General features: G+C 74.8%; 3 protein-coding genes and 1 pseudogene. All 4 read left to right on the top strand.

The genetic code is table 11. The annotated features are described in order from the left end of the window. On the top strand, positions 1–4,034 hold a 4,034-nt coding region (locus RM590_RS32900), incomplete at its 5' end, for an SDR family NAD(P)-dependent oxidoreductase (protein WP_311708460.1). A gap of 28 nt (positions 4,035–4,062) precedes the next feature. Further along, positions 4,063–16,056: an SDR family NAD(P)-dependent oxidoreductase gene (locus RM590_RS32895; RefSeq protein ID WP_311708459.1), complete on the top strand. Its 11,994-nt coding sequence runs from the start codon at positions 4,063–4,065 to the stop codon at positions 16,054–16,056. A 14-nt stretch (positions 16,057–16,070) separates the two neighbouring features. Then, a pseudogene (locus RM590_RS32890) lies at positions 16,071–20,594 on the top strand (type I polyketide synthase); the annotation flags it as partial. A gap of 59 nt (positions 20,595–20,653) precedes the next feature. Then, positions 20,654–21,526 carry an LLM class F420-dependent oxidoreductase gene (locus RM590_RS32885; protein ID WP_311708457.1) on the top strand — a complete coding sequence of 291 codons (873 nt, stop codon included), beginning with the start codon at positions 20,654–20,656 and terminating at the stop codon, positions 21,524–21,526. The last annotated feature ends 5 nt before the right edge of the window (positions 21,527–21,531 follow it).

The following is a 21,531-nucleotide window of genomic DNA, read 5'->3' as shown; positions in this document are numbered from 1 at the left end:
CCGTCCTCACCCTCGGCATCTCCGAAACCATCGAGGACCACGCCCCCACCACAGACACCCGCGTCACCGGCACCCTCCGCCGCGACGAAGGCACCTGGCACCGCGTCCTCACCTCCCTCGCCACCGCCGCGAGCCACGCGACCCCCGACTGGGCCGCGCTGCACACCGAGCGGTCGCCGGGCGTCATCGACCTGCCGACCTACCCGTTCCAGCGCACCCACTACTGGGCGACGGCGGACACGGGCCTGGGCGACCCGGCCGACCTGGGGCTGGCGGACGCCCACCACCCGCTGCTGGGCGCGGCCGTGACCCTCGCGGGCGGCGACGGCCACCTGTTCACCGGCCGGCTGTCGCTGCGCACCCACCCCTGGCTGGCCGACCACGCCGTCCACGGCGCCGTGCTGCTGCCCGGAACGGCCTTTGTTGAGCTGGCCGTTCAGGCCGGGGACCACGCCGGCGCCTCCCTGCTGGAGGAGCTGACGCTCGAAGCGCCGCTGATCCTGCCGGAGTCCGGCACCGTGCACCTCCAGGTCCACCTCGGCCCGGCCGAGGACGACGGGCGCCGGGCCATCGCGGTGCACTCCCGGGCGCAGGACGCCGCGGACGACGAGCCGTGGACCCGGCACGCCACCGGCTTCCTGGCCCCCGGCGCGCCCGCCGAGGCCGACACCTCGCTGACGGTCTGGCCGCCGCGCGACGCGACGCCGCTCGGCCTGGCCGACTTCTACGAGCACACCGCCGAGGCCGGCTTCGCCTACGGCCCGGCGTTCCAGGGGCTGCGCGCCGCCTGGCGCGTCGGGGACGACATCTACGCCGAGATCGCCCTGCCCGAGGGGCAGCGCGACGCCGGCGCGTTCCGGCTGCACCCCGCGCTGACCGACTCCGCGCTGCACGCGCTGTTCCTGCGCGGCACCGAGCAGGGCGGCGAGCGGAAGGACGGCTCGCTGCCGTTCTCCTGGAACGGCGTCACCCTGCACGCCGAGGGCGCCACCGCGCTGCGGGTGCGGATATCCCCGGCGGGCGAGGACGCGTTCTCGCTGCTGTTCGCCGACCCCACCGGGCTGCCGGTGGCGACCGTCGACTCGCTGGCCGTGCGGCCGGTCGCGCGGGGCGAGTTGCGGGCCGGGCGCGCGGGCGGCCACGAGCAGCTCTACCAGGTCGGCTGGGCCAAGCCCACCGTTCCCGCCGAGCCGGTGCCGGCCCGCTGGGGCGCGCTGGTCGGCTCGGCCGCGCTGCCGGAGAGCCTGACCGACGCGCTGAAGGACGCCGACATCGCGCTGGAGGCGGTGGCGGGCCTCACCGATCCGGAGGACGGCGCCGCGCTGCCGGACATCGTGCTGGTGCCGTTCACCGCCGCGCCCGGCGGGACGGACGGCGAACTGCCGGTCACCGTGCGTGGCGTGGCGTTCGAGGCGCTGGAGCTGGTGCAGAGCTGGCTTGCGGACGAGCGGTTCGAGGGCTCCCGGCTGGTCGTGGTGACGCGGAACGCGATCGCCACCCGGGTCGGCGAGGACATCGTGGACCTGGCCGACGCGCCGGTGTGGGGCCTGCTGCGCTCGGCGCAGGCGGAGAACCCCGGCCGGTTCGGCCTGCTGGACCTGGACGACCGGGCCGTGCCCGCCGACGTGCTGAAGCTGATCGCGGCCGGCGACGAGCCCCAGTTGGCCGTCCGCGACGGCGCGGCCCTCGCGCCCCGGCTGGCCCGGGGAGGCGGCCAGGGCGAGCTGGTGGCCCCGGCCGACGGCGCGGCGTGGCGGCTGGACCTCACCCGGCGCGGCAGCCTGGAGAACCTGTACTTCGCCGAATTCCCCGGCGCCTGGGCGCCGTTGGAGCCCGGCCAGGTGCGGATCTCGCTGCGCGCCTCCGGCGTCAACTTCCGCGACATCCTGCTCTCCCTGGGCATGGTCCCCCAGGACACCCGCCCGCCTGGCGGCGAGGGCGCGGGCGTCGTCCTGGAGGTCGGCCCCGGCGTGACCGATCTGGCCCCCGGCGACCGCGTCATGGGTCTGCTGTGGATGGGCACCGGACCCGTCTGCGTCGCCAACCACAAGATGCTCGTGCGCATGCCGCGGGAGTGGACGTTCGCCCAGGCCGCCGCGCTGCCCGTGGTCTTCCTCACCGCCTACTACGGGCTGGTCGACCTCGCGCGGGTGCGGCCCGGCGAGAAGCTGCTCGTGCACGCGGCGACCGGCGGCGTCGGCATGGCCGCCGTCCAGCTCGCCCGGCACTGGGGCCTGGACGTGTACGGCACGGCCAGCCCCGGGAAGTGGGACACGCTGCGCGGCCAGGGCCTGGACGACCTGCACATCGCCAACTCCCGCACCCTCGACTTCGAGGAGCAGTTCCGCGCGGCCACCGGCGGCGCGGGCGTCGACGTCGTGCTCAACGCCCTGGCGAACGAGTTCAACGACGCGTCGCTGCGCCTGCTGGGCGAGGGCGGCCGGTTCCTGGAGATGGGCAAGACCGACATCCGCGACGCCGACGAGATCGCCGCCCAGTACCCGGGCGTCGGCTACCAGGCGTTCGACGTCATGGACGCCGGCGAGGACCGCATCAAGGAGATGCTGGGCGAGCTGCGCGAGCTGTTCGACAGCGGCGCCCTGCACCCCATCCCCACCACGGCCTGGGACGTCCGGCACGCACCCGAGGCGTTCCGCTACCTCAGCCAGGCCCGGCACACCGGCAAGATCGTGCTCACCTACCCGACCACGCCCGACCCGGACGGCACGGTCCTGATCACCGGCGGCACGGGAACGCTGGGCGCGATGCTGGCCCGGCACCTGGTCACCGAGCACGGCGCGCGGCACCTGCTGCTCACCAGCCGCCGCGGTCCCGACGCCCCCGGCGCGGCCGAGTTCGCCGCCGAACTGGAGGGCCTGGGCGCCTCGGTGACGATCGCCGCCTGCGACGCCGCCGACCGGGCCCAGCTCGCCGGGGCGCTGGACAGCATCCCGGCCGGCCACCCGCTCACCACGGTCGTGCACGCGGCCGGCGTCCTGGACGACGGCCTGCTCCAGGCCCAGACCCCGGACCGGTTCGAGACGGTGCTGCGGCCCAAGATCGACGCCGCGTGGAACCTGCACGAGCTCACCAAGCACCTGGACGTGGCCGAGTTCGTCCTCTTCTCCTCCGCGGCCGGCACCTTCGGCGGCGGCGGCCAGTCCAACTACGCGACGGCCAACGTCTTCCTGGACGCCCTCGCCGCGCACCGCCGCGCCCACGGCCTGCCGGGCACCTCGCTCGCGTGGGGCCTGTGGGACGAGGCCAGCGGCATGACCGGCCACCTGGACGAGGCCGACCGCGCGCGCGTGGCGCGCAGCGGCATCATCCCGCTCACCTCGGACCTCGGCCTGTCGCTGTTCGACGCCGGCCGCGGGCACACCCAGCCGCTGACGGTCCCTGTCCACCTGGACATCAAGGCGCTGGGCACCGCCGACAACACGCCGGCGATCCTCCGCGGCCTGATCCGCACCCAGCCCCGGCGAGCGGCGCGCGGCGACACCGCCGTGCCGCGCACCGGGCCGTCCCTCGCCGAGCGCCTGGCCGGGCTCGACGACGCCGATCAGCAGCGGCTGCTCCGCGATCTGATCCGCACGGAGGTGGCGGTGGCCCTCGGTCACTCCGGTGGCGACGCGATCCCGCTGGAAAAGCCGTTCAAGGAGCTGGGGTTCGACTCGCTCACCGCGGTCGAGCTGCGCAACCGGCTCAACGCGGCCACCGGACTGCGGCTGCCCTCCACCCTGGTCTTCGACCATCCGACTCCCGCGGCGCTGGTCAGCCTGCTCCGCTCCGAGATCACCCCCGACGACACGGCGTGGACGAGTGCCGTACTCGCCGACGTCGACAAGCTGGAGCGCGCGCTCGGCGCCGCCGACCCGGACGACGAGACGCGCGAGCTGATCGGCGCCCGGCTCCAGGAGTTGATGCGCGCCTGGAACGGGACGGGCGGTGGCCAGGCCGCCGCCGACGACCTCGAGTCCGCCACGGACGACGAGCTCTTCGACGTCCTCGACAACGAGCTCGAAACATTCTGAGCCTGACCACCTCATGGAGAAGAACCGCATGTCGAATGAGCAGAAGCTCCGTGACTACCTCAAGCGCGCCACCGCCGACCTCCGGCAGACGCGGCAGCGGCTCCAGGAGTTGGAGTCCGAGCAGCGGGAGCCGATCGCGATCGTCAGCATGGGCTGCCGTTTTCCCGGCGATGTGGCGTCTCCCGAGGACCTGTGGCGGCTGGTGGCGGACGGCGTCGACGCCATGTCCTCCTTTCCCACCGACCGCGGCTGGGACGTGGACGGGCTCTACGACCCGGACCCGGAGCGGCCGGGCACCTCGTATGTGACGCAGGGCGGCTTCCTGTCGGACGCGCCGGGCTTCGACTCGGCGTTCTTCGGGATCAGCCCGCGCGAGGCCGTGGCGATGGACCCCCAGCAGCGGCTGCTGCTGGAGACCGCCTGGGAGACCCTTGAGCGCGCCGGGATCGACCCGACCGGGCTGCGCGGCAGCCGCACCGGGGTGTTCGTGGGCGCGATGTCCGTGGACTACAACCCGTACACCGAGAACACCTCGCTGGACGGCTACGAGGGGTACGTGCTGACCGGTGGCGCGCCCAGCGTGGCGTCCGGCCGCATCGCCTACACCCTGGGCCTGGAGGGCCCCGCGATCACGGTGGACACCGCGTGCTCCTCCTCCCTGGTCGCGCTGCACCTGGCGGCGCGGTCCCTGCGGGCCGGCGAGTGCGACCTCGCGCTGGTCGGCGGCGTCAACGTGCTGGCCACGCCCGGCGCGTTCGTCGAGATGAGCCGCCAGCGCGGCATGGCGCAGGACGGCCGCTGCAAGGCGTTCGCCGCGGCGGCCGACGGCACCGGCTGGGGCGAGGGCGTCGGCCTGCTGCTGGTCGAGAAGCTGTCGGACGCGCGGAAGAACGGCCACCACGTGCTGGCCGTCGTCCCCGGTTCCGCGATCAACCAGGACGGCGCGTCCAACGGCCTGACCGCGCCCAACGGCCCCTCCCAGCGGCGGGTCATCCGCGAGGCGCTGGCCAACGCGGGCCTGCGCGCCGACGAGGTCGACGCCGTCGAGGGCCACGGCACCGGCACCACCCTCGGTGACCCGATCGAGGCGCAGGCGCTGCTCGCCACCTATGGCAAGGCCCGGTCGGCCGACCGGCCGCTGTGGCTGGGCTCGCTGAAGTCCAACATCGGCCACACCCAGGCCGCCGCCGGGGTCGGCGGCATCATCAAGATGGTCATGGCGATCCGCAACGGCGTGCTGCCCAAGACGCTGCACGTGGACGAGCCTTCGCCGCACATCGACTGGACCGCCGGCGCCGTCGAGCTGCTCACCGAGGCCCGGTCCTGGCCGGCGAACGGCCACCCCAAGCGGGCCGGCATCTCCTCGTTCGGCGTCAGCGGCACCAACGCCCACGTCATCATCGAGCAGGCCCCCGAGGCGGAGCCCGCCGAGGCCCTCGAGGGGGACGCGGACCGGGCGCCCGCCGCCGAACCGGCCATCGTCACCGACGGCTCGCTGCCGTGGCCGCTGTCCGGCAAGTCGGAGGACGCGCTGCGCGCCCAGGCCGGCCGGCTGCTGGACCACCTCGACGCGCACCCGGGGCTCACCCCCGCCGAGGTCGGCCACGCGCTGGTGACCACCCGCACCACGTTCGACCACCGCGCCGTCCTCATCGGCCGCGGCCAGGCCGACTTCCGGGCCGCGCTGGCGGCGCTCGCGGCGGGCGAGCAGTCCTCCGCCGTGGTGCGCGGCACCGCCGCCGAGGGCGAGGCGGACGAGCACAAGACGGTGTTCGTGTTCCCCGGGCAGGGCTCGCAGTGGGCCCGCATGGGCGAGGAACTGCTGCGCACCTCCCCGGTGTTCGCCCAGGCGCTGACCGAGTGCGCCGAGGCGATCGGCCGTTACGCGGACTGGGACCTGATCGACGTCCTCACCGAGGCGGACGGGGCCCCCGGCTTCGACCGCATCGACGTCGTCCAGCCCGCGCTGTTCGCCGTGATGGTCTCGCTGGCCAAGCTGTGGGAGTCGCTGGGCGTCACGCCGGACGCCGTGGTCGGCCACTCCCAGGGGGAGATCGCCGCCGCCCACGTCGCCGGCGCGCTGAGCCTGGACGACGCGGTGCGCATCATCACCCTGCGCAGCAAGCTGATGACGAAGATCGCCGGGCGCGGCACCATGCTGTCCCTGCCGCTGTCCCGCGAGCGGGCCGCCGAGCTCATCGTCCGCTGGAGCGGGCAGGTGGACATCGCCGCGGTCAACGGGCCGGCCACCACCGTGGTCGCGGGCGACACCGGCGCCCTGGACGAGCTGTTCGCGCACTGCGAGGCCGAGGGCATCCAGGCCCGCCGCATCGCCGCGCACGCCGCCGGGCACTCCCCGCACGTCGAGGAGCTGCACGACGAACTGCTCGACCTGCTCGCCCCGGTTCGCCCCCAGCCCGCGCGGACCGCGTTCTGGTCCACGGTCGCCGGGCACACCGGCGGGCCGGTGACGGACACCACGATCCTGGACGCCGAGTACTGGTACGCCAACATGCGGCAGACCGTGGAGTTCGACACGGTCGCCCGCGCGCTGCTGGACGCCGGGCACACCCTGTTCATCGAGCCGAGCGCGCACCCGGTGGTCACCTACAACGTCCAGGAGATCGTCGACGACCACACCGCCGGCCGCGGCGGCGCCGACATCGCCGTCACCGGGACGCTGCGCCGCGACGACGGCGGCTGGGACCGGCTGCTGACCTCGCTGGCCACCGCCGCCACCCACACCACCCCGGACTGGGCCGGGTTCTTCGCGCCCGGCACCGAGCCCGTTCAGCTTCCCACCTACGCCTTCCAGCACCAGCACTACTGGATCGACGGCTCCGGCGGCGGGTCCGCCGACGTCACCGCCGCCGGCCTGGCCGACGCGGACCACCCGCTGCTGGGCGCGGCCGTCGCGCTGGCCGACGGCGACGGCTACCTGTTCACCGGCCGGCTGTCGCTGCGCACCCACCCCTGGCTGGCCGACCACGCGCTGGCCGGGTCCGCGCTGCTGCCCGGCACCGGCTTCGTCGAACTCGCCATCCGCGCGGGCGACCTGGCCGAGTGCGCCGTGCTGGAGGAGCTGGTCCTCGAAGCGCCGCTGGTGCTGCCGCAGGCCGGCACCGTCCAGCTCCAGTTGCTGCTGGGCCCCGCCGACGAGGAGGGGCGGCGCACCGTCACCATCCACTCCCGCGCCGAGGGAGCCGCCGCCGAGACGCCCTGGACGCGGCACGCCACCGGCACCCTCGCCCCCGGCGGCGGGACCGCGCCCGAGCACGCCGACGAGGACGCCGCCTGGCCGCCGGCCGGGGCCACCGCGCTGGACGCGGAGGGCCTGTACGAGCGGCTGGCCGGGCTCGGCTACACCTACGGCCCGACGTTCCGCGGGCTGCGCGCCGCCTGGCAGGACGGCGACGTCCTGTACGCGGAGGTGACGCTCCCCGAGGACGCCGCCGACGTGGACCGCTTCGGCATCCACCCGGCGCTGTTCGACGCCGCGCTGCACACGCTCGGCCTCAAGCCCGCCGAGGGCAAGGCCGAGGAGTCGGGCGTGGGGCTGCCGTTCTCCTGGTCCGGCATCGAGCTGCACGCCACCGGCGCCCGCACCCTGCGCGCCCGGATCGACACCACCGACCCCGAGGCGCTGGGCATCACGCTCAGCGACCCGACGGGCGCGCCCGTCCTGACCGTCGGCACACTCACGATGCGCATGATGTCGGCCGAGCAGGTCGCGGGCGTCTCGGCCACCGCCGCCGGCATGGACGACCTCTACCACGTCAACTGGCAGCCGGTTCAACTGCCCGAGGAGCCCGGGCTCGGGACAACGGCGGTGCTGGGCGCGGACGTCGCGTGGCCGGCCGAGGCGCTGGCCGCCGCGGGCGCCGAGCCCGACCGTTACGCGGACCTGTCCGGGCTGCTGGCCGCGCTGGACGCCGGTGCCCCGGCGCCCGGCCTGGTCCTGGCGGTCGCCGGGGGCGACGACGCGCACGACGCCCCGACCGGGGTCCGCGCCGCCACCGCGCACGCGCTCGGATGGACGCAGATCTGGCTGACCGACGAGCGGCTGGCCGACACCCAACTGGTGTTCCTGACCCGGCACGCCATCGCCACCCACAACGGCGACGACGTGCTGGACCTAGGCGCCGCGCCGGTGTGGGGCCTGATCCGCTCGGCGCAGACCGAGAACCCGGGCCGGTTCACCATCCTCGACCACGACGGCCACGTCGCCTCGGCGCCCGCGCTGGCCGCCGCCCTGGCCACCGGCGAGCCGCAGCTCGCGCTGCGCGTCGGCGCCGCGAGCGTGCCCCGGCTGGCCCGTACCGGCGGTGACTCCGCGCTGCCGGTCCCGGCGGGCGCCGCCGCCTCCTGGCGGCTGGACGTGCCGGACCCCGGCACGGTCGACAACCTGGCGTTCGTCGCACACCCGGAACTCGGCGAGCCGCTGGGCGAGGGGCAGGTCCGCGTCGAACTGCGGGCCGCCGGCGTCAACTTCCGCGACATCCTGCTCGCCCTCGGCATGATCACCCTCCCCGACCCGCCCGGCATGGAGGGCGCCGGCGTCGTGGTGGAGACCGGCCCCGGCGTGCGCGACCTGGCGCCCGGCGACCGCGTGATGGGCCTGATCGGCGGCGGCATCGGCCCGCTGACGACGGCCGACGCGCGGCTGCTGGTGCGGATCCCCACGGGCTGGACGTTCACCCAGGCCGCGACGATCCCCGTCACGTTCATGACCGCCTACTACGGGCTGCGCGACCTGGTCGGCGTGGAGTCCGGCGAGAAGCTGCTCGTGCACGCGGCGACCGGCGGCGTGGGCATGGCCGCCGTCCAGCTCGCCCGGCACTGGGGCGTCGAGGTCTACGGCACCGCCAGCCCCGGCAAGTGGCCGACGCTGCGCGGCCAGGGCCTGGACGACGCCCACATCGGCAACACCCGCACCCTCGACTTCGAGGAGAAGTTCCGCACCGCCACCGGCGGCGCGGGCGTCGACGTCGTGCTCAACGCGCTGGCGGGCGAGTTCACCGACGCCTCGCTGCGGCTGCTGCCCCGCGGCGGCCGGTTCCTGGAGATGGGCAAGACCGACAAGCGGGACCCGGACGAGGTCGCCGCGCGGTATCCGGGCGTCGCCTACCAGGCGTTCGACCTGCCGGAGGCCGGCGTCGAGCGGATGGGCGAGATCCTGCGCGAGCTGCGCGACCTCTTCGAGGCCGGCGCGCTGGCCCCGCTGCCGGCCACGAGCTGGGACATCCGGCACGCCCGCGAGGCGTACCGCTACCTCAGCCAGGCCCGGCACACCGGCAAGGTCGTGCTGACCCTCCCGCCGACCCTGCGGCCCGACGCGGCCGACCCGGCGGGCACCGTCCTGATCACCGGCGGCACCGGCGCCCTGGGCGCGCTGCTGGCCAGGCACTACGCCGCCGCCCGGCCGGACGGTCACCTCCTGCTGACCAGCCGGCGCGGCCCCGACGCCCCCGGCGCGGCCGAACTCGCCGCCGAGCTGCGGGAGTCGGGCGTCCAGGTCACGATCGCGGCCTGCGACACCGCCGACCGCGACGCCCTGGCCGCGCTGCTCGCCGCCATCCCCGCCGAACACCCCCTGACGTCCGTCGTGCACGCGGCGGCCGTGCTGGACGACGGTGTGCTCCAGTCCCAGTCGATGGAGCGCGCCGAGGCCGTGCTGCGGCCCAAGGTGAACGCCGCCTGGCTGCTGCACGAGCTGACGCAAGATCTGGACCTGCGGGAGTTCGTCCTGTTCTCCTCGGTCGCCGGCGTCATCGGCAACGCGGGCCAGGCCCCCTACGCGGCGGCCAACGTCTTCCTGGACGCCCTGGCCTCCCACCGCCGCGCCCACGGTCTGCCCGCCACCTCGCTGGCCTGGGGCCACTGGGCCGAGTCCAACGCGAGCGGCGCCACCGGCAGTCTCGCGCAGGCCGACCAGTCCCGCATGACGCGCACCGGCTTCGCCTCCCTGACCAGCGAGCGGGGGCTCGCCCTGTTCGACACCGCGCGCGCCGTGGACCGCACGGCGCTGGTGCCGATCGAGGTCGACCTCGCGCAACTGCGCGCCCAGGACAGCCCGCCGACGCTGTTCCGCGGCCTGATCCGCACCCCCGCCCGGCGCACCGCGAAGCGGGCCGACGCCTCCTCCGCCGCCGCGTCGCTGACGCGGAAGCTGGTCGCGCTGCCCGAGGCCGAGCAGCACCGCACGGTCCTCAACCTGGTGCTGGCCGAGATCGCCGCCGTCCTGGGCCACACCAGTACGGGCGGCATCAGCCCCGAGCAGCCGTTCAAGTCGATCGGCTTCGACTCGCTCACCTCGGTCGAGCTCCGCAACCGCCTCAACGGCGCCACCGGGCTGCGGCTGCCCTCCACGCTGGCGTTCGACTACCCCTCGCCGGACGCGCTGGCCCGGCACCTGCGGGCCGAACTCACCGGCGGGGCCGTCGCGGTGGCCACGGCCGCCGCCCCGGCCGGCCGGAAGAAGAGCGCGGCCGGGCAGGACGACGACGACCTCATCGCGATCGTCTCCATGAGCTGCCGCTACCCCGGGGACATCAGCTCGCCCGAGGACATGTGGCACGTCGTGTCCAACGGCATCGACGCGGTCTCCGCGTTCCCGGACAACCGCGGCTGGGATCTGGAGTCCCTCTTCCACCCCGACCCCGACCACCAGGGCACGTCCTACGTGCGGCACGGCGGGTTCATCCACGACATCGCCGACTTCGACCCGATGTTCTTCGGGATCAGCCCGCGCGAGGCGACCTTCCTCGACCCTCAGCAGCGGCTGCTGCTGGAGACGGCCTGGGAGGCGATCGAACGGGCCGGGATCAACCCGGCCTCGCTCCACGGCAGCCAGACCGGCGTGTTCGTCGGCGCGACCACGGTCGAGTACAGCCCGTGCAGCCACCAGACGCCCGAGGGCTACGAGGGCTTCCTGCTGACCAGCAGCGCCAACAGCATCACCTCCGGCCGCATCGCCTACACCCTGGGGCTGGAGGGCCCGGCGATCACCGTCGACACCGCCTGCTCCTCCTCGATCGTCGCGGTGCACATGGCCGCCCAGGCCCTGCGGAGCGGCGAGTGCACCCTGGCCCTGGCCGGCGGCGCCGCGGTGCTCGCCTCGGCCCGGCCGTTCATCGAGTTCAGCCGGCAGCGCGGCATGGCCAAGGACGGCCGGTGCAAGGCGTTCGCGGACGCCGCGGACGGCACCGGCTGGAGCGAGGGCGCCGGGCTGCTGGTCCTGGAGCGGCTGTCCGACGCGCGGAGGAACGGGCACCCGGTGCTCGCCGTCGTGCGCGGCTCGGCGGTCAACCAGGACGGCGCGAGCAACGGCATCACCGCCCCCAACGGCCCCTCCCAGCAGCGGGTGATCCGCCAGGCCCTGGCCAACGCCGGGGTCGCGGCCGCCGAGGTCGACGCGGTCGAGGCGCACGGCACGGGCACCACGCTGGGCGACCCCATCGAGGCCCAGGCGCTCATCGCCACCTACGGCCAGGAGCGCCCGGAGGGCCGGCCGCTGTGGCTGGGCTCGGTGAAGTCCAACATCGGGCACGCGCAGACCGCCGCCGGCGTCGGCGGGATCATCAAGATGGTCATGGCGATGCACAACGGCGTGCTGCCCAAGACCCTGCACATCGACCGGCCGACCTCGCACGTGGACTGGTCGGCCGGGGACGTGTCGCTGCTCACCGAGCCGGTTCCGTGGCCGGAGACCGACCACCCCAAGCGGGCCGGCATCTCCTCCTTCGGCGCCAGCGGCACCAACGCCCACCTCATCCTGGAGGAGGCGCCCGCCGAGGAGCCCCGGCGCACCGCCAAGGCCAAGGCCCCGGTCCCCGCCGTCGCGACGGACGGCACGCTCCCCTGGGTGCTGTCCGGCAAGACCGGCGCCGCGCTGCGCGCCCAGGCCTGGCGGCTGCTGGACCACCTCGACGCGCACCCGGAACTCGCCCCGGCCGGCGTCGGCCACGCCCTGGCCACCACGCGGGCCACGCTGGAGCACCGCGCGGTCGTCGTCGGCCGCGAGACCGAGGACTTCCGCACCGCCCTGGCCGCCCTGGCGGCCGGCGAGGACGCGGCGAACCTGATCACCGGAACGGCGAGCACCCAGCCGGGGAAGATCGTCTTCGCCTTCCCGGGGCAGGGTTCGCAGTGGGTGCGGATGGGCGTCGAACTGCTGGAGTCCTCCCCGGTGTTCGCGGAGGCGCTGACCGAGTGCGCCGCCGCGCTGGAGCCGTTCACCGGCTGGAACCTGCTGGACGTCCTCAAGGAGAACGAGGGCGCGCCCGGCTTCGACCGGGTGGACGTCGTGCAGCCCGCGCTGTTCGCGATGATGGTCTCCCTCGCGAAGCTGTGGCAGTCCCTCGGCGTGCGGCCCGACGCGGTCGTCGGCCACTCGCAGGGCGAGATCGCCGCCGCGCACATCGCCGGCGCCCTCAGCCTCCAGGACGCCGCGCGCGTCGTGACGCTGCGCAGCCAGGCCCTGTCGGTCATCACCGGGCGCGGCGGCATGATGTCGCTGCCGCTGTCCCGGGAGGCGGCGGCCGAGCTGCTCGCGCGCTGGGACGGGCGGATCTCCATCGCCGCCGCCAACGGCCCGGCCAGCACCGTCGTCGCCGGCGACACCGACGCGCTCGACGAGCTGTTCGCGCACTGCGAGGGCGAGAACATCCGGGCCCGCCGGATCCCGGTGGACTACGCCTCCCACTCCGCGCACGTCGAGGCCATCCACGACCGGCTCCTCGAACTGCTGGCCCCCGTTCAGCCGCGCGAGCCGGAGATCACCTTCCACTCGACCGTGGGCGGATACGCCGAGGGGCCGCTGGACGCCGAGTACTGGTACCAGAACCTCCGCAACACCGTGGAGTTCGAGGCCGCCACCCGCGCCCTCCTGGACACCGGCCACACCCTCTTCGTCGAGGTCAGCCCGCACCCGGTCCTCACCCTGGGCATCCAGGACACCATCGAGGACCACGCCACGGGCAGCGGTGCCCAGGTCACCGGGACGCTGCGCCGCGAGGAGGGCGGCTGGCACCGCGTCCTCACCTCGCTGGCCGCCACGAACGCCCGCGCGAACCCGGACTGGCCGGCGTTCTTCGCGCCCGGCGCCCCGATCGCCCTGCCGACGTACGCGTTCCAGCGCCAGCCGTACTGGCTGGTCACCCAGCAGCCGCTGACCGGCGACGTGAGCTCGGCGGGCCTGCAGAGCGCGGACCACCCGCTGCTCGGCGCCGCCGTGGCGGTCGCCGACGGCGATGGGTACCTGTTCACCGGCCGGCTGTCGCTGCGGACCCACCCCTGGCTGGCCGACCACGGCGTGAACGGCAGCGTGCTGCTGCCGGGCACCGGCTTCGTCGAACTCGCCCTCCAGGCGGGCGAGCACGCCGGGACCGGCCTGCTGGAGGAGCTGACGCTGGAGGCGCCGCTGGTGCTCGCCGAGACCGGCGCCGTGCAGCTCCAGATCCACCTCGGCGCGGCGGACGACGAGGGACGCCGTTCCCTCACCGTCCACTCCCGGACCGAGGAGGGCGACGCCTGGGTCCGGCACGCCACCGGAGTGCTGGCGCCCGACGAGGCGGCGGCCCCGGCCGCGGGCCTGCCGGTCTGGCCGCCGGCCGGCGCCACCCCGATCGACACCGACAGCATCTACGACCACCTCGCCGACCGGGGCTACCACTACGGGCCCACCTTCCAGGGCCTGCACACCGCCTGGCAGGACGGCGAGACGCTGTACGCCGAGGTCACGCTGCCGGAGGACGCCGAGGGGCTGGACCGCTTCGGGGTCCACCCGGCGCTGCTGGACGCCGCGTTCCACGTCATCGGCGCCCGCGCCATGGCCGACGCCGAGGCCGCCGGAGCGGACTCGGCCGCGGCCACCGAGATCCGGCTGCCGTTCTCCTGGTCCGGCGTGCGGCTGCACGCCACCGGCGCCGGTGCCCTGCGGGTGGCCATCACCCCCTCCGGGCCCGACACGGTGACCGTCGAACTCGCCGACCCGGCGGGCGGACCGGTCGCCTCGGTGGCGTCGCTGACGATGCGCACGATCTCCGGCGAGCAGCTCGCCGCGGCGGGCGCCGCCGCCGGTGGCCGCAACGAGTCGCTGTTCCAGCTCGACTGGACCCCGGTGGCCGCCCCCGGCGACCAGGCCCAGGTCCGCCTCGGCCTCCTCGCCGACGCGGCGGCCGAGCAGTCGGCGCTGCTGAAGCCCCTGGCGGCCGAGATCGAGGCGGTGCCCGCGCTGGCCGCGCTGCCGGCCGGGGACGCGGCGCCGGACGCCGTGCTGGTGCCCTGCGCCACCGGCGAGGGGCCCGACGCCCCCGCCGAGGTGCGCGCCGCGACGGCCCGCGTGCTGGACCTGGTCCAGCAGTGGCTGGCCGACGACCGGTTCGCCGACGGGAAGCTGGTGTTCCTGACCCGGCGGGCGGTGTCCACTGCGGACGGCGAGGACGTCGAGGACCTGGCGGTCTCCCCCGTCTGGGGCCTCGTCCGCTCGGCGCAGAGCGAGAACCCCGACCGGTTCGTCGTGATCGACCTGGACGACGACACCCGCGACCTGACGCGGCTGCTGGGCACGGCGCTGGCCACCGGGGAACCCCAACTGGCCATCCGGAACCGGGACATACTCACCCCGCGCCTGAACCGGGCCACCGCACCCGCCGCGTCGCGCGCGGAGCTGGACCCGAACGGCACGGTCCTCATCACCGGGGGCACCGGCACCCTGGGCGCGCTGCTCGCCAAGCACTACGCCACCACCGAGCGGATCGGCCACCTGCTGCTGACCAGCCGCCGCGGGCCCGACGCCCCCGGCGCGGCCGAACTGGAAGCCGAGCTGCGGGCCCTGGGCGCCAACGTCACGATCGCGGCCTGCGACACCGCCGACCGCGACGCCCTGGCCGCGCTGCTCGCCGCCATCCCCGCCGAACACCCCCTGACGTCCGTCGTGCACGCGGCGGGCGCCCTGGACGACGGGATCCTGGAGACGATGACGCCGGAGCGGTTCGAGGCACCGCTGCGCCCGAAGGTCGACGCCGGGTGGCACCTGCACGAGCTGACCCGGGACGCCGACCTGCGGGAGTTCGTCCTGTTCTCCTCCGGCGCCGGCACCCTGGGCAACCCGGGCCAGGGCAACTACGCCGCGGCCAACGTCTTCCTGGACACCCTGTCCGTCCGGCGCCGGGCCCTGGGCCTGCCCGCCACCTCGCTGGCCTGGGGCCAGTGGGCGGACGCGAGCGGCATGACGGGACACCTGAGCGAGGCCGACCTCGAACGCGTGGCCCGCACCGGAATCCGGCCGCTGTCCGCCGAGGAAGGGCTCGCCCTCCTCGACGCGGCCCGCGCCGCGGACCGGGCGTTCCTGGTCACGATCCGCATGGACACCGCGGCCATGCGGGCACTCGACCCGCTGCCGCCGATCCTGCACAGCCTGGTCCGCGGCCGCGCGCGCCGCGCGGCCGGTACGGGCGCCGGGGCGGCGGCCGGCGGCGGGGGCAACGCCGCCGCGCTGCGGCAGCGGCTCGCCGGCCTCGCCGAGGCGGAGCAGACCGAGACGCTGGTGGACCTGGTGCGCACGCAGGTCGCGCTGGTCCTCGGCTACGGGTCGGCCGACGAGGTGGACGCCGAACGCGCGTTCAAGGACCTCGGGTTCGACTCCCTGACCGCCGTCGAGCTGCGCAACCGGCTCAACGCGGCCACCGGGCTGCGCCTGCCGGCCACCCTCGTCTTCGACTACCCGACGCCGCTCGCCCTCGGCGGCTTCCTGCGGGCGGAACTCGCCCCGCAGGACGAGGCCGGGGCGCGCTCGGTGCTCGACGAGCTGGACCGGCTGGAGCGGAGCCTGGCGGCGGCCGACCCGGACGGCGCCACGCGCTCCAAGGTGGCGACCCGCCTGACGGCGCTGCTGTCGCAGTGGAACGCGACGGCCGCGGCGGAGGACACGAGCGCGGCGGTGGTCGACACGCTCGAGGCCGCCGACACCTCCGCGATCTTCGACTTCATCGACCAGCAGCTCGGACGGGCCAAGGACTGAGGGGGAACACAGCCATGACGACAGCGAACGAAGAGAAGCTGGTCGATTACCTGAAATGGGTGACGGCCGACCTGCACCGGACGAGGCAGCGGCTGACCGAGGTGGAGGCCGAGCGGCACGAGCCCATCGCCATCGTCTCGATCGGCTGCCGCTACCCCGGCGGGGTGCGCTCCGCCGAGGACCTGTGGGACCTGGTCGCGGGCGGGGTGGACGCGGTCGCCGAGTTCCCGGGGGGCCGCGGCTGGGACGTTGACGCGATCTACGACCCGGAGCCCGGCAAGCCGGGCAAGACCTACTCGCGGCAGGGCGCGTTCCTGTACGACGCCGACGAGTTCGACCCGGCGTTCTTCGGGATCGGTCCGCGCGAGGCGGTGGCGATGGACCCGCAGCAGCGGCTCCTGCTGGAGACCGCCTGGGAGACGCTGGAGCGCGCCGGGATCGACCCCCACACCCTGCGCGGCAGCCGCACGGGCGTCTTCAGCGGCGTCATGTACCACGAGTACGGCTCGCGGCTGAAGACGATCCCCGAGGACGTGGCGGGCTACATCGGCAACGGCAGCGCGGCGAGCGTGGCCACCGGCCGCGTCTCGTACACGCTGGGCTTCGAGGGGCCGGCCGTCACCGTCGACACCGCCTGCTCCTCCTCCCTGGTCGCCCTGCACCTGGGCGCCCAGGCCCTGCGCAACGGCGAGTGCGACCTCGCGCTCGCCGGCGGCGTGACCGTGCTGTCGACGCCCGGCATCTTCATCGAGTTCAGCCGGCAGCAGGGCCTGGCGGCCGACGGCCGCTGCAAGTCCTTCGCCGGCGCGGCGGACGGCACGGGCCTGGGCGAGGGCATCGGCCTGGTGCTGCTGGAGCGGCTGTCGGACGCGCGGAAGAACGGCCACCAGATCCTGGGCGTGATCCGGGGCTCCGCCGTCAACCAGGACGGCGCGAGCAACGGCCTGACCGCCCCCAACGGCCCCTCCCAGCAGCGCGTCATCCAGCAGGCCCTGGAGAACGCCCAGCTCACCCCGGACCAGGTCGACGCGGTGGAGGCGCACGGCACGGGCACCACCCTGGGTGACCCGATCGAGGCGCAGGCCGTCATCGCCACCTATGGCAAGGGGCGGCCGGCGGACCAGCCGCTGTGGCTGGGCTCGCTGAAGTCGAACATCGGCCACACGCAGGCCGCCGCGGGCATCGGCGGCGTGATCAAGATGGTCATGGCGATGCGCAACGGCGTGCTGCCCAAGACGCTGCACGTGGACGAGCCGTCACCGCACATCGACTGGTCGGCGGGGGCCGTCGAGCTGCTGACCGAGGCCCGGCCCTGGCCGGCGAACGGGCACCCCAAGCGGGCCGGCGTCTCCTCGTTCGGCGTGAGCGGCACCAACGCCCACCTGATCATCGAGGAGGCGCCCGCCGCCGAGGACGCCACGCCGGACACCCCGGGGGCTCCGGAGACCCTGGCGTGGCTCCTCAGCGCGAAGACGGCCGACGCGCTGCGCTCCCAGGCCCGGCAGTTGACCGCCCACCTCGCCGCCCACCCGGACGCCCAGCCGGCGGACGTGGCCCGTTCCCTGGCGACGGCGCGCAGCACGTTCGAGCACCGGGCGGCGGTCATCGGCGCGGACACGGCCGAGCTGCTGTCCGGCCTGCGGGCCATCGAGGCGGGTGACGCGGCGCCCTCGCACGTGCTGTACGGGACGCAGATCCCGGGCAAGCGGGCGTTCGTCCTGTCGGGCCAGGGCAGCCAGCGGGCGGGGATGGGGGCCGAGCTGTACCGCACCCAGCCCGTGTTCGCCGAGGCGCTCGACGAGGTGTGCGCCGAGCTGGACACGCGTCTCGAACGCCCGCTGCGGGAGCTGATGTTCGCCGCCCCGGACAGCGAGGAGGCGGCGCTCCTCAACCAGACCCAGTACACCCAGCCCGCCCTCTTCGCCATCGAGGTGGCCCTGCACCGGCTGCTCGCCCACCTCGGCATCACCCCGGACTACCTGATCGGGCACTCCATCGGGGAGCTGACCGCCGCGCACCTCGCCGGCGTCCTCGACCTCCCCGACGCCGCGACCCTGGTCACCACGCGCGCCCGGCTCATGCAACAGGCCACGCCGGGCGGCGCCATGATCGCCATTCAGGCCCCGGAGGCCGAAGTCGCCACGGCGATCGAGGGGTTGGCCGACAAGCTCAGCATCGCCGCCGTCAACTCCCCCACCTCCACCGTCATCGCCGGTGACACCGAGGCGGCGGAGGAGATCGCGGCGGCCTTCAAGAAGGCCGGGCACCGCACGCGGAAGCTGACCGTCTCCCACGCCTTCCACTCGCCCCACATGGAAGCGATCCTCGACGAGTTCCGCCGGGTCGCCGCCACCCTCACCTACCACCCCGCGACGATCCCGGTCGTCTCCAACGTCACCGGCGCGCTGGCCACCGACGACCAGCTCACCAGCCCCGGCTACTGGGCCGACCACATCCGCGGCGCCGTCCGTTTCCACCACGGCGTCCAGGCGCTCAAGGGCCACGGCGCCACCACGTTCCTGGAGATCGGCCCGGACGCGACCCTGACCACGCTCATCCAGGAGACGCTGGCCGAGACCAACACGGCGAACAACACGGTGCCGCTGCTGCGCCGGGATCGGTCCGAGGCGGTGGCGCTCACCACCGCTCTCGCGGCGCTCCACCTGCACGGCACCGCGCCCGACTGGTCCGCCGTCCTCGGCGCCGGCTCCCCCAAGGCCGCGTCGCTGCCGACCTATCCGTTCCAGCGGCAGCGCTACTGGCTGGACGCCCCGGCCCCGACGGTCGGCGGCAGCCCGCAGCAGGCGGTCACCTCCGTGGAGGCCGAGTTCTGGGCCGCCGTGGAAAGGGAGGACCTGGAGGCGCTGGCCGGCGCGCTCGACATCGACGGCTCGCTGTCGTTCAGCGCGGCGCTGCCCGCGCTCGCCGCCTGGCGGCGGTCCCGCGACTGGCAGTACCGCCTGGCCTGGCAGCCCGTCGAGGCCGCGCAGGTCGCCGCCCCGCGCGGCACCTGGCTGGTCCTGGTGCCGTCCGGCGGCGCCACGGACGAGGCCGTGGCCGGCGCGGTGCGCGCGCTGGCCGAATCCGGCGCGCACCCCGTGCCGGTGACCGTCGCCGTGGACGGCACCGAACCGGCGTTCCCCGCCGGGGCGTTGACGGCCGCGGTCCCGGACGGCGAGCCGGTGGCCGGGGTGCTGTCGCTGCTCGCCGCCGCCGACACGGCGGGGCCGGGCGAGCAGGCGGCCACCGGCGAGCTGCGGGAGGCCCTGGCCGCCGCCGGGATCACCGCGCCGGTGTGGCTGGCCACCCGCCAGGCCGTCGCGGTGCACCGCGCGGACCGGCCCGGCCATCTGGACCGGGCCCGGCTGTGGGACCTGGGCCGCGCGGCGGACGGCTGGGCGCGCCTGGTCGACCTGCCCGAGGACATCGACGGCCGGGCGCGCGCCGCGCTGGCGGGCGCGCTGGCCGACCCCGCCGGGGAGCGGGAGCTGGCCATCCGGCCCTCCGGCGTCTTCGCGCGGCGGCTGGTTCCCGTGGACACCGACGGGGCCGCGCCCTCGCGCGCCTGGCGGCCCGCCGGGACGGTACTGGTCACCGGCGGCACCGAAGGGCTCGGCGGCGCGCTCGCCCGGTGGCTGGCGCGCAACGGCGCCGAACACCTGCTGCTGACGGCCGACTCGCCCGAGGCCGTGTCCGGCGCCGCCGCGTTCCGTGCCGAACTGGCCGAGCTGGGCGCCGAGGTGACCGTCATGGCCTGCGCCCCGGCCGACGACGAGGCGCTGCGCAAGGCGCTGGTCGAGGCGGAGTCGGAGCACCCGCTGACCGCCGTCTTCCACGCCGCGGGCGCGGACCCGGCCGTCCCGGCCGACGCCGCGGCCGACCTGGAACGGGCCACCGCCGGCTGTGAGCTGACGGCGTTCGTGCTGTTCAGCCCGGGCGAACCGGCGCTGGCCGGGGCGCACGGCCCCGCCGCCTACCTGGAGTCGCTGGCCGGCCGCCGGCGCGCCGAGGGTCGGCCGGCGACGACCGTGGTGTGGGGCCCGTGGGCCCCGGCCGGCGGCGCGCCCGAGGGCGCGGCCGCGGAGGTGCCGGGGCTGCGCCGCATGCCCGTGGTCCCCGCGTTCGTCGCGCTGCGGCAGGCGCTGGACCGGGAGGAGACGGCGGTGCTGATCGCCGACGTCGACTGGGAACGGTTCGCCACCGGCGGCCACCGCCTGTTCGACGAGGTGCCCGAGCTCGCCGGCCGGGAGACCGACGGCGCGGCGGACACCGGCGACGGCGGCCCCCAGGACCTGCGTCGCCGGCTGGCCGCGGCCGGCCCCGACGAGAGCGAACGGATCGTGCGGGAGCTGGTGTTCAACAACACCGCCGCGGCGCTCGGCCATCCGTCGGCCGACGCCGTCGACGTGGACAAGGACTTCCTGGAGCTGGGCTTCACGTCGCTCACCACGATGGAACTCACCAACAAGCTGACCGAGTCGACCGGACTGATCATGTCCGCCGCGATCATCTTCGATCACCCCGGGCCGGCCTCGCTCGCCTCCTATTTGCACGCGGAACTGGTTTCCACCGAGCACGACGAGAGGACGTAATTCACATGCAGATCGGCCTGCAGATACCCGATTTGACCTGGCCGGAGGGTCCGGCCGGAATGGCGAGAACGCTCGCCGACATTTCCCGCACCGCGGAGGACGCCGGCTTTTCCCATGTCGCGCTGATGGATCACTTCTTCCAGATTCCGCACGTCGGGCCCATCGACCGGGAGATGCTGGAGGCGTACACGGCGCTCGGCTTCATGGCCGCGCACACCAGCCGGGTCAAGCTGCTGACGCTGGTCACCGGCGCGGTCTACCGCTACCCGGGGGTGCTGGCGAAGACCGTCTCCACGCTGGACGTGCTCTCCGGCGGGCGGGCCTGGCTGGGCATCGGCGCGGCCTGGATGGAGGACGAGGCGCGGGGGCTCGGCATCCCGTTCCCGCCGCTCGCCGAACGATTCGAGCGGCTGGAGGAGGCCGTGCAGATCGCGCTCCAGATGTGGAGCGACAACGACGGCCCCTACCACGGCAAGCACTACCAGTTGGAGCGCACGCTGGACTCGCCGCGCCCGCTGTCCACGCCGCACCCCCCGATCATGATCGGCGGCTCGGGCGAGAAGAAGACGCTGCGGCTGGTCGCCAAGTACGCCCAGGCGTGCAACCTGATCCCCTCCCCCGCCATCGCCAGGAAGCTGGAGGTGCTGCGGCAGCACTGCGAGGACGTGGGCCGGGACTACGACGAGATCGAGAAGACCGCCTTCGTGCCGTTCCACGTCGGCGACAAGCCAATGGAGCCGGAGAAGATCATCGACTTCCTGGGCCGGCTGGGCGCCCTCGGCATCCAGACGGTGTTCTGCTCGGTCACCGACATCTGGCAGCTCAAGCCGCTGGAACTCGTCGGCGACAAGATCATCCCCGCCGTCGCCGAGCTGTAACTGAA

It is taken from the genome of Streptomyces litchfieldiae (assembly GCF_031845365.1).
Lineage (GTDB): Bacteria > Actinomycetota > Actinomycetes > Streptomycetales > Streptomycetaceae > Streptomyces > Streptomyces litchfieldiae.
The sequence above is the reverse complement of the archived record's forward strand: the minus strand, read 5'-3'. Positions and strand labels throughout refer to the sequence as shown.

Excerpts from the sequence above, each read along its gene's own strand:
- RM590_RS32895 (WP_311708459.1), top strand. The coding sequence starts at position 4,063 with ATGTCGAATGAGCAGAAGCTCCGTGACTACCTCAAGCGCGCCACCGCC.
- RM590_RS32885 (WP_311708457.1), top strand. The coding sequence starts at position 20,654 with ATGCAGATCGGCCTGCAGATACCCGATTTGACCTGGCCGGAGGGTCCG.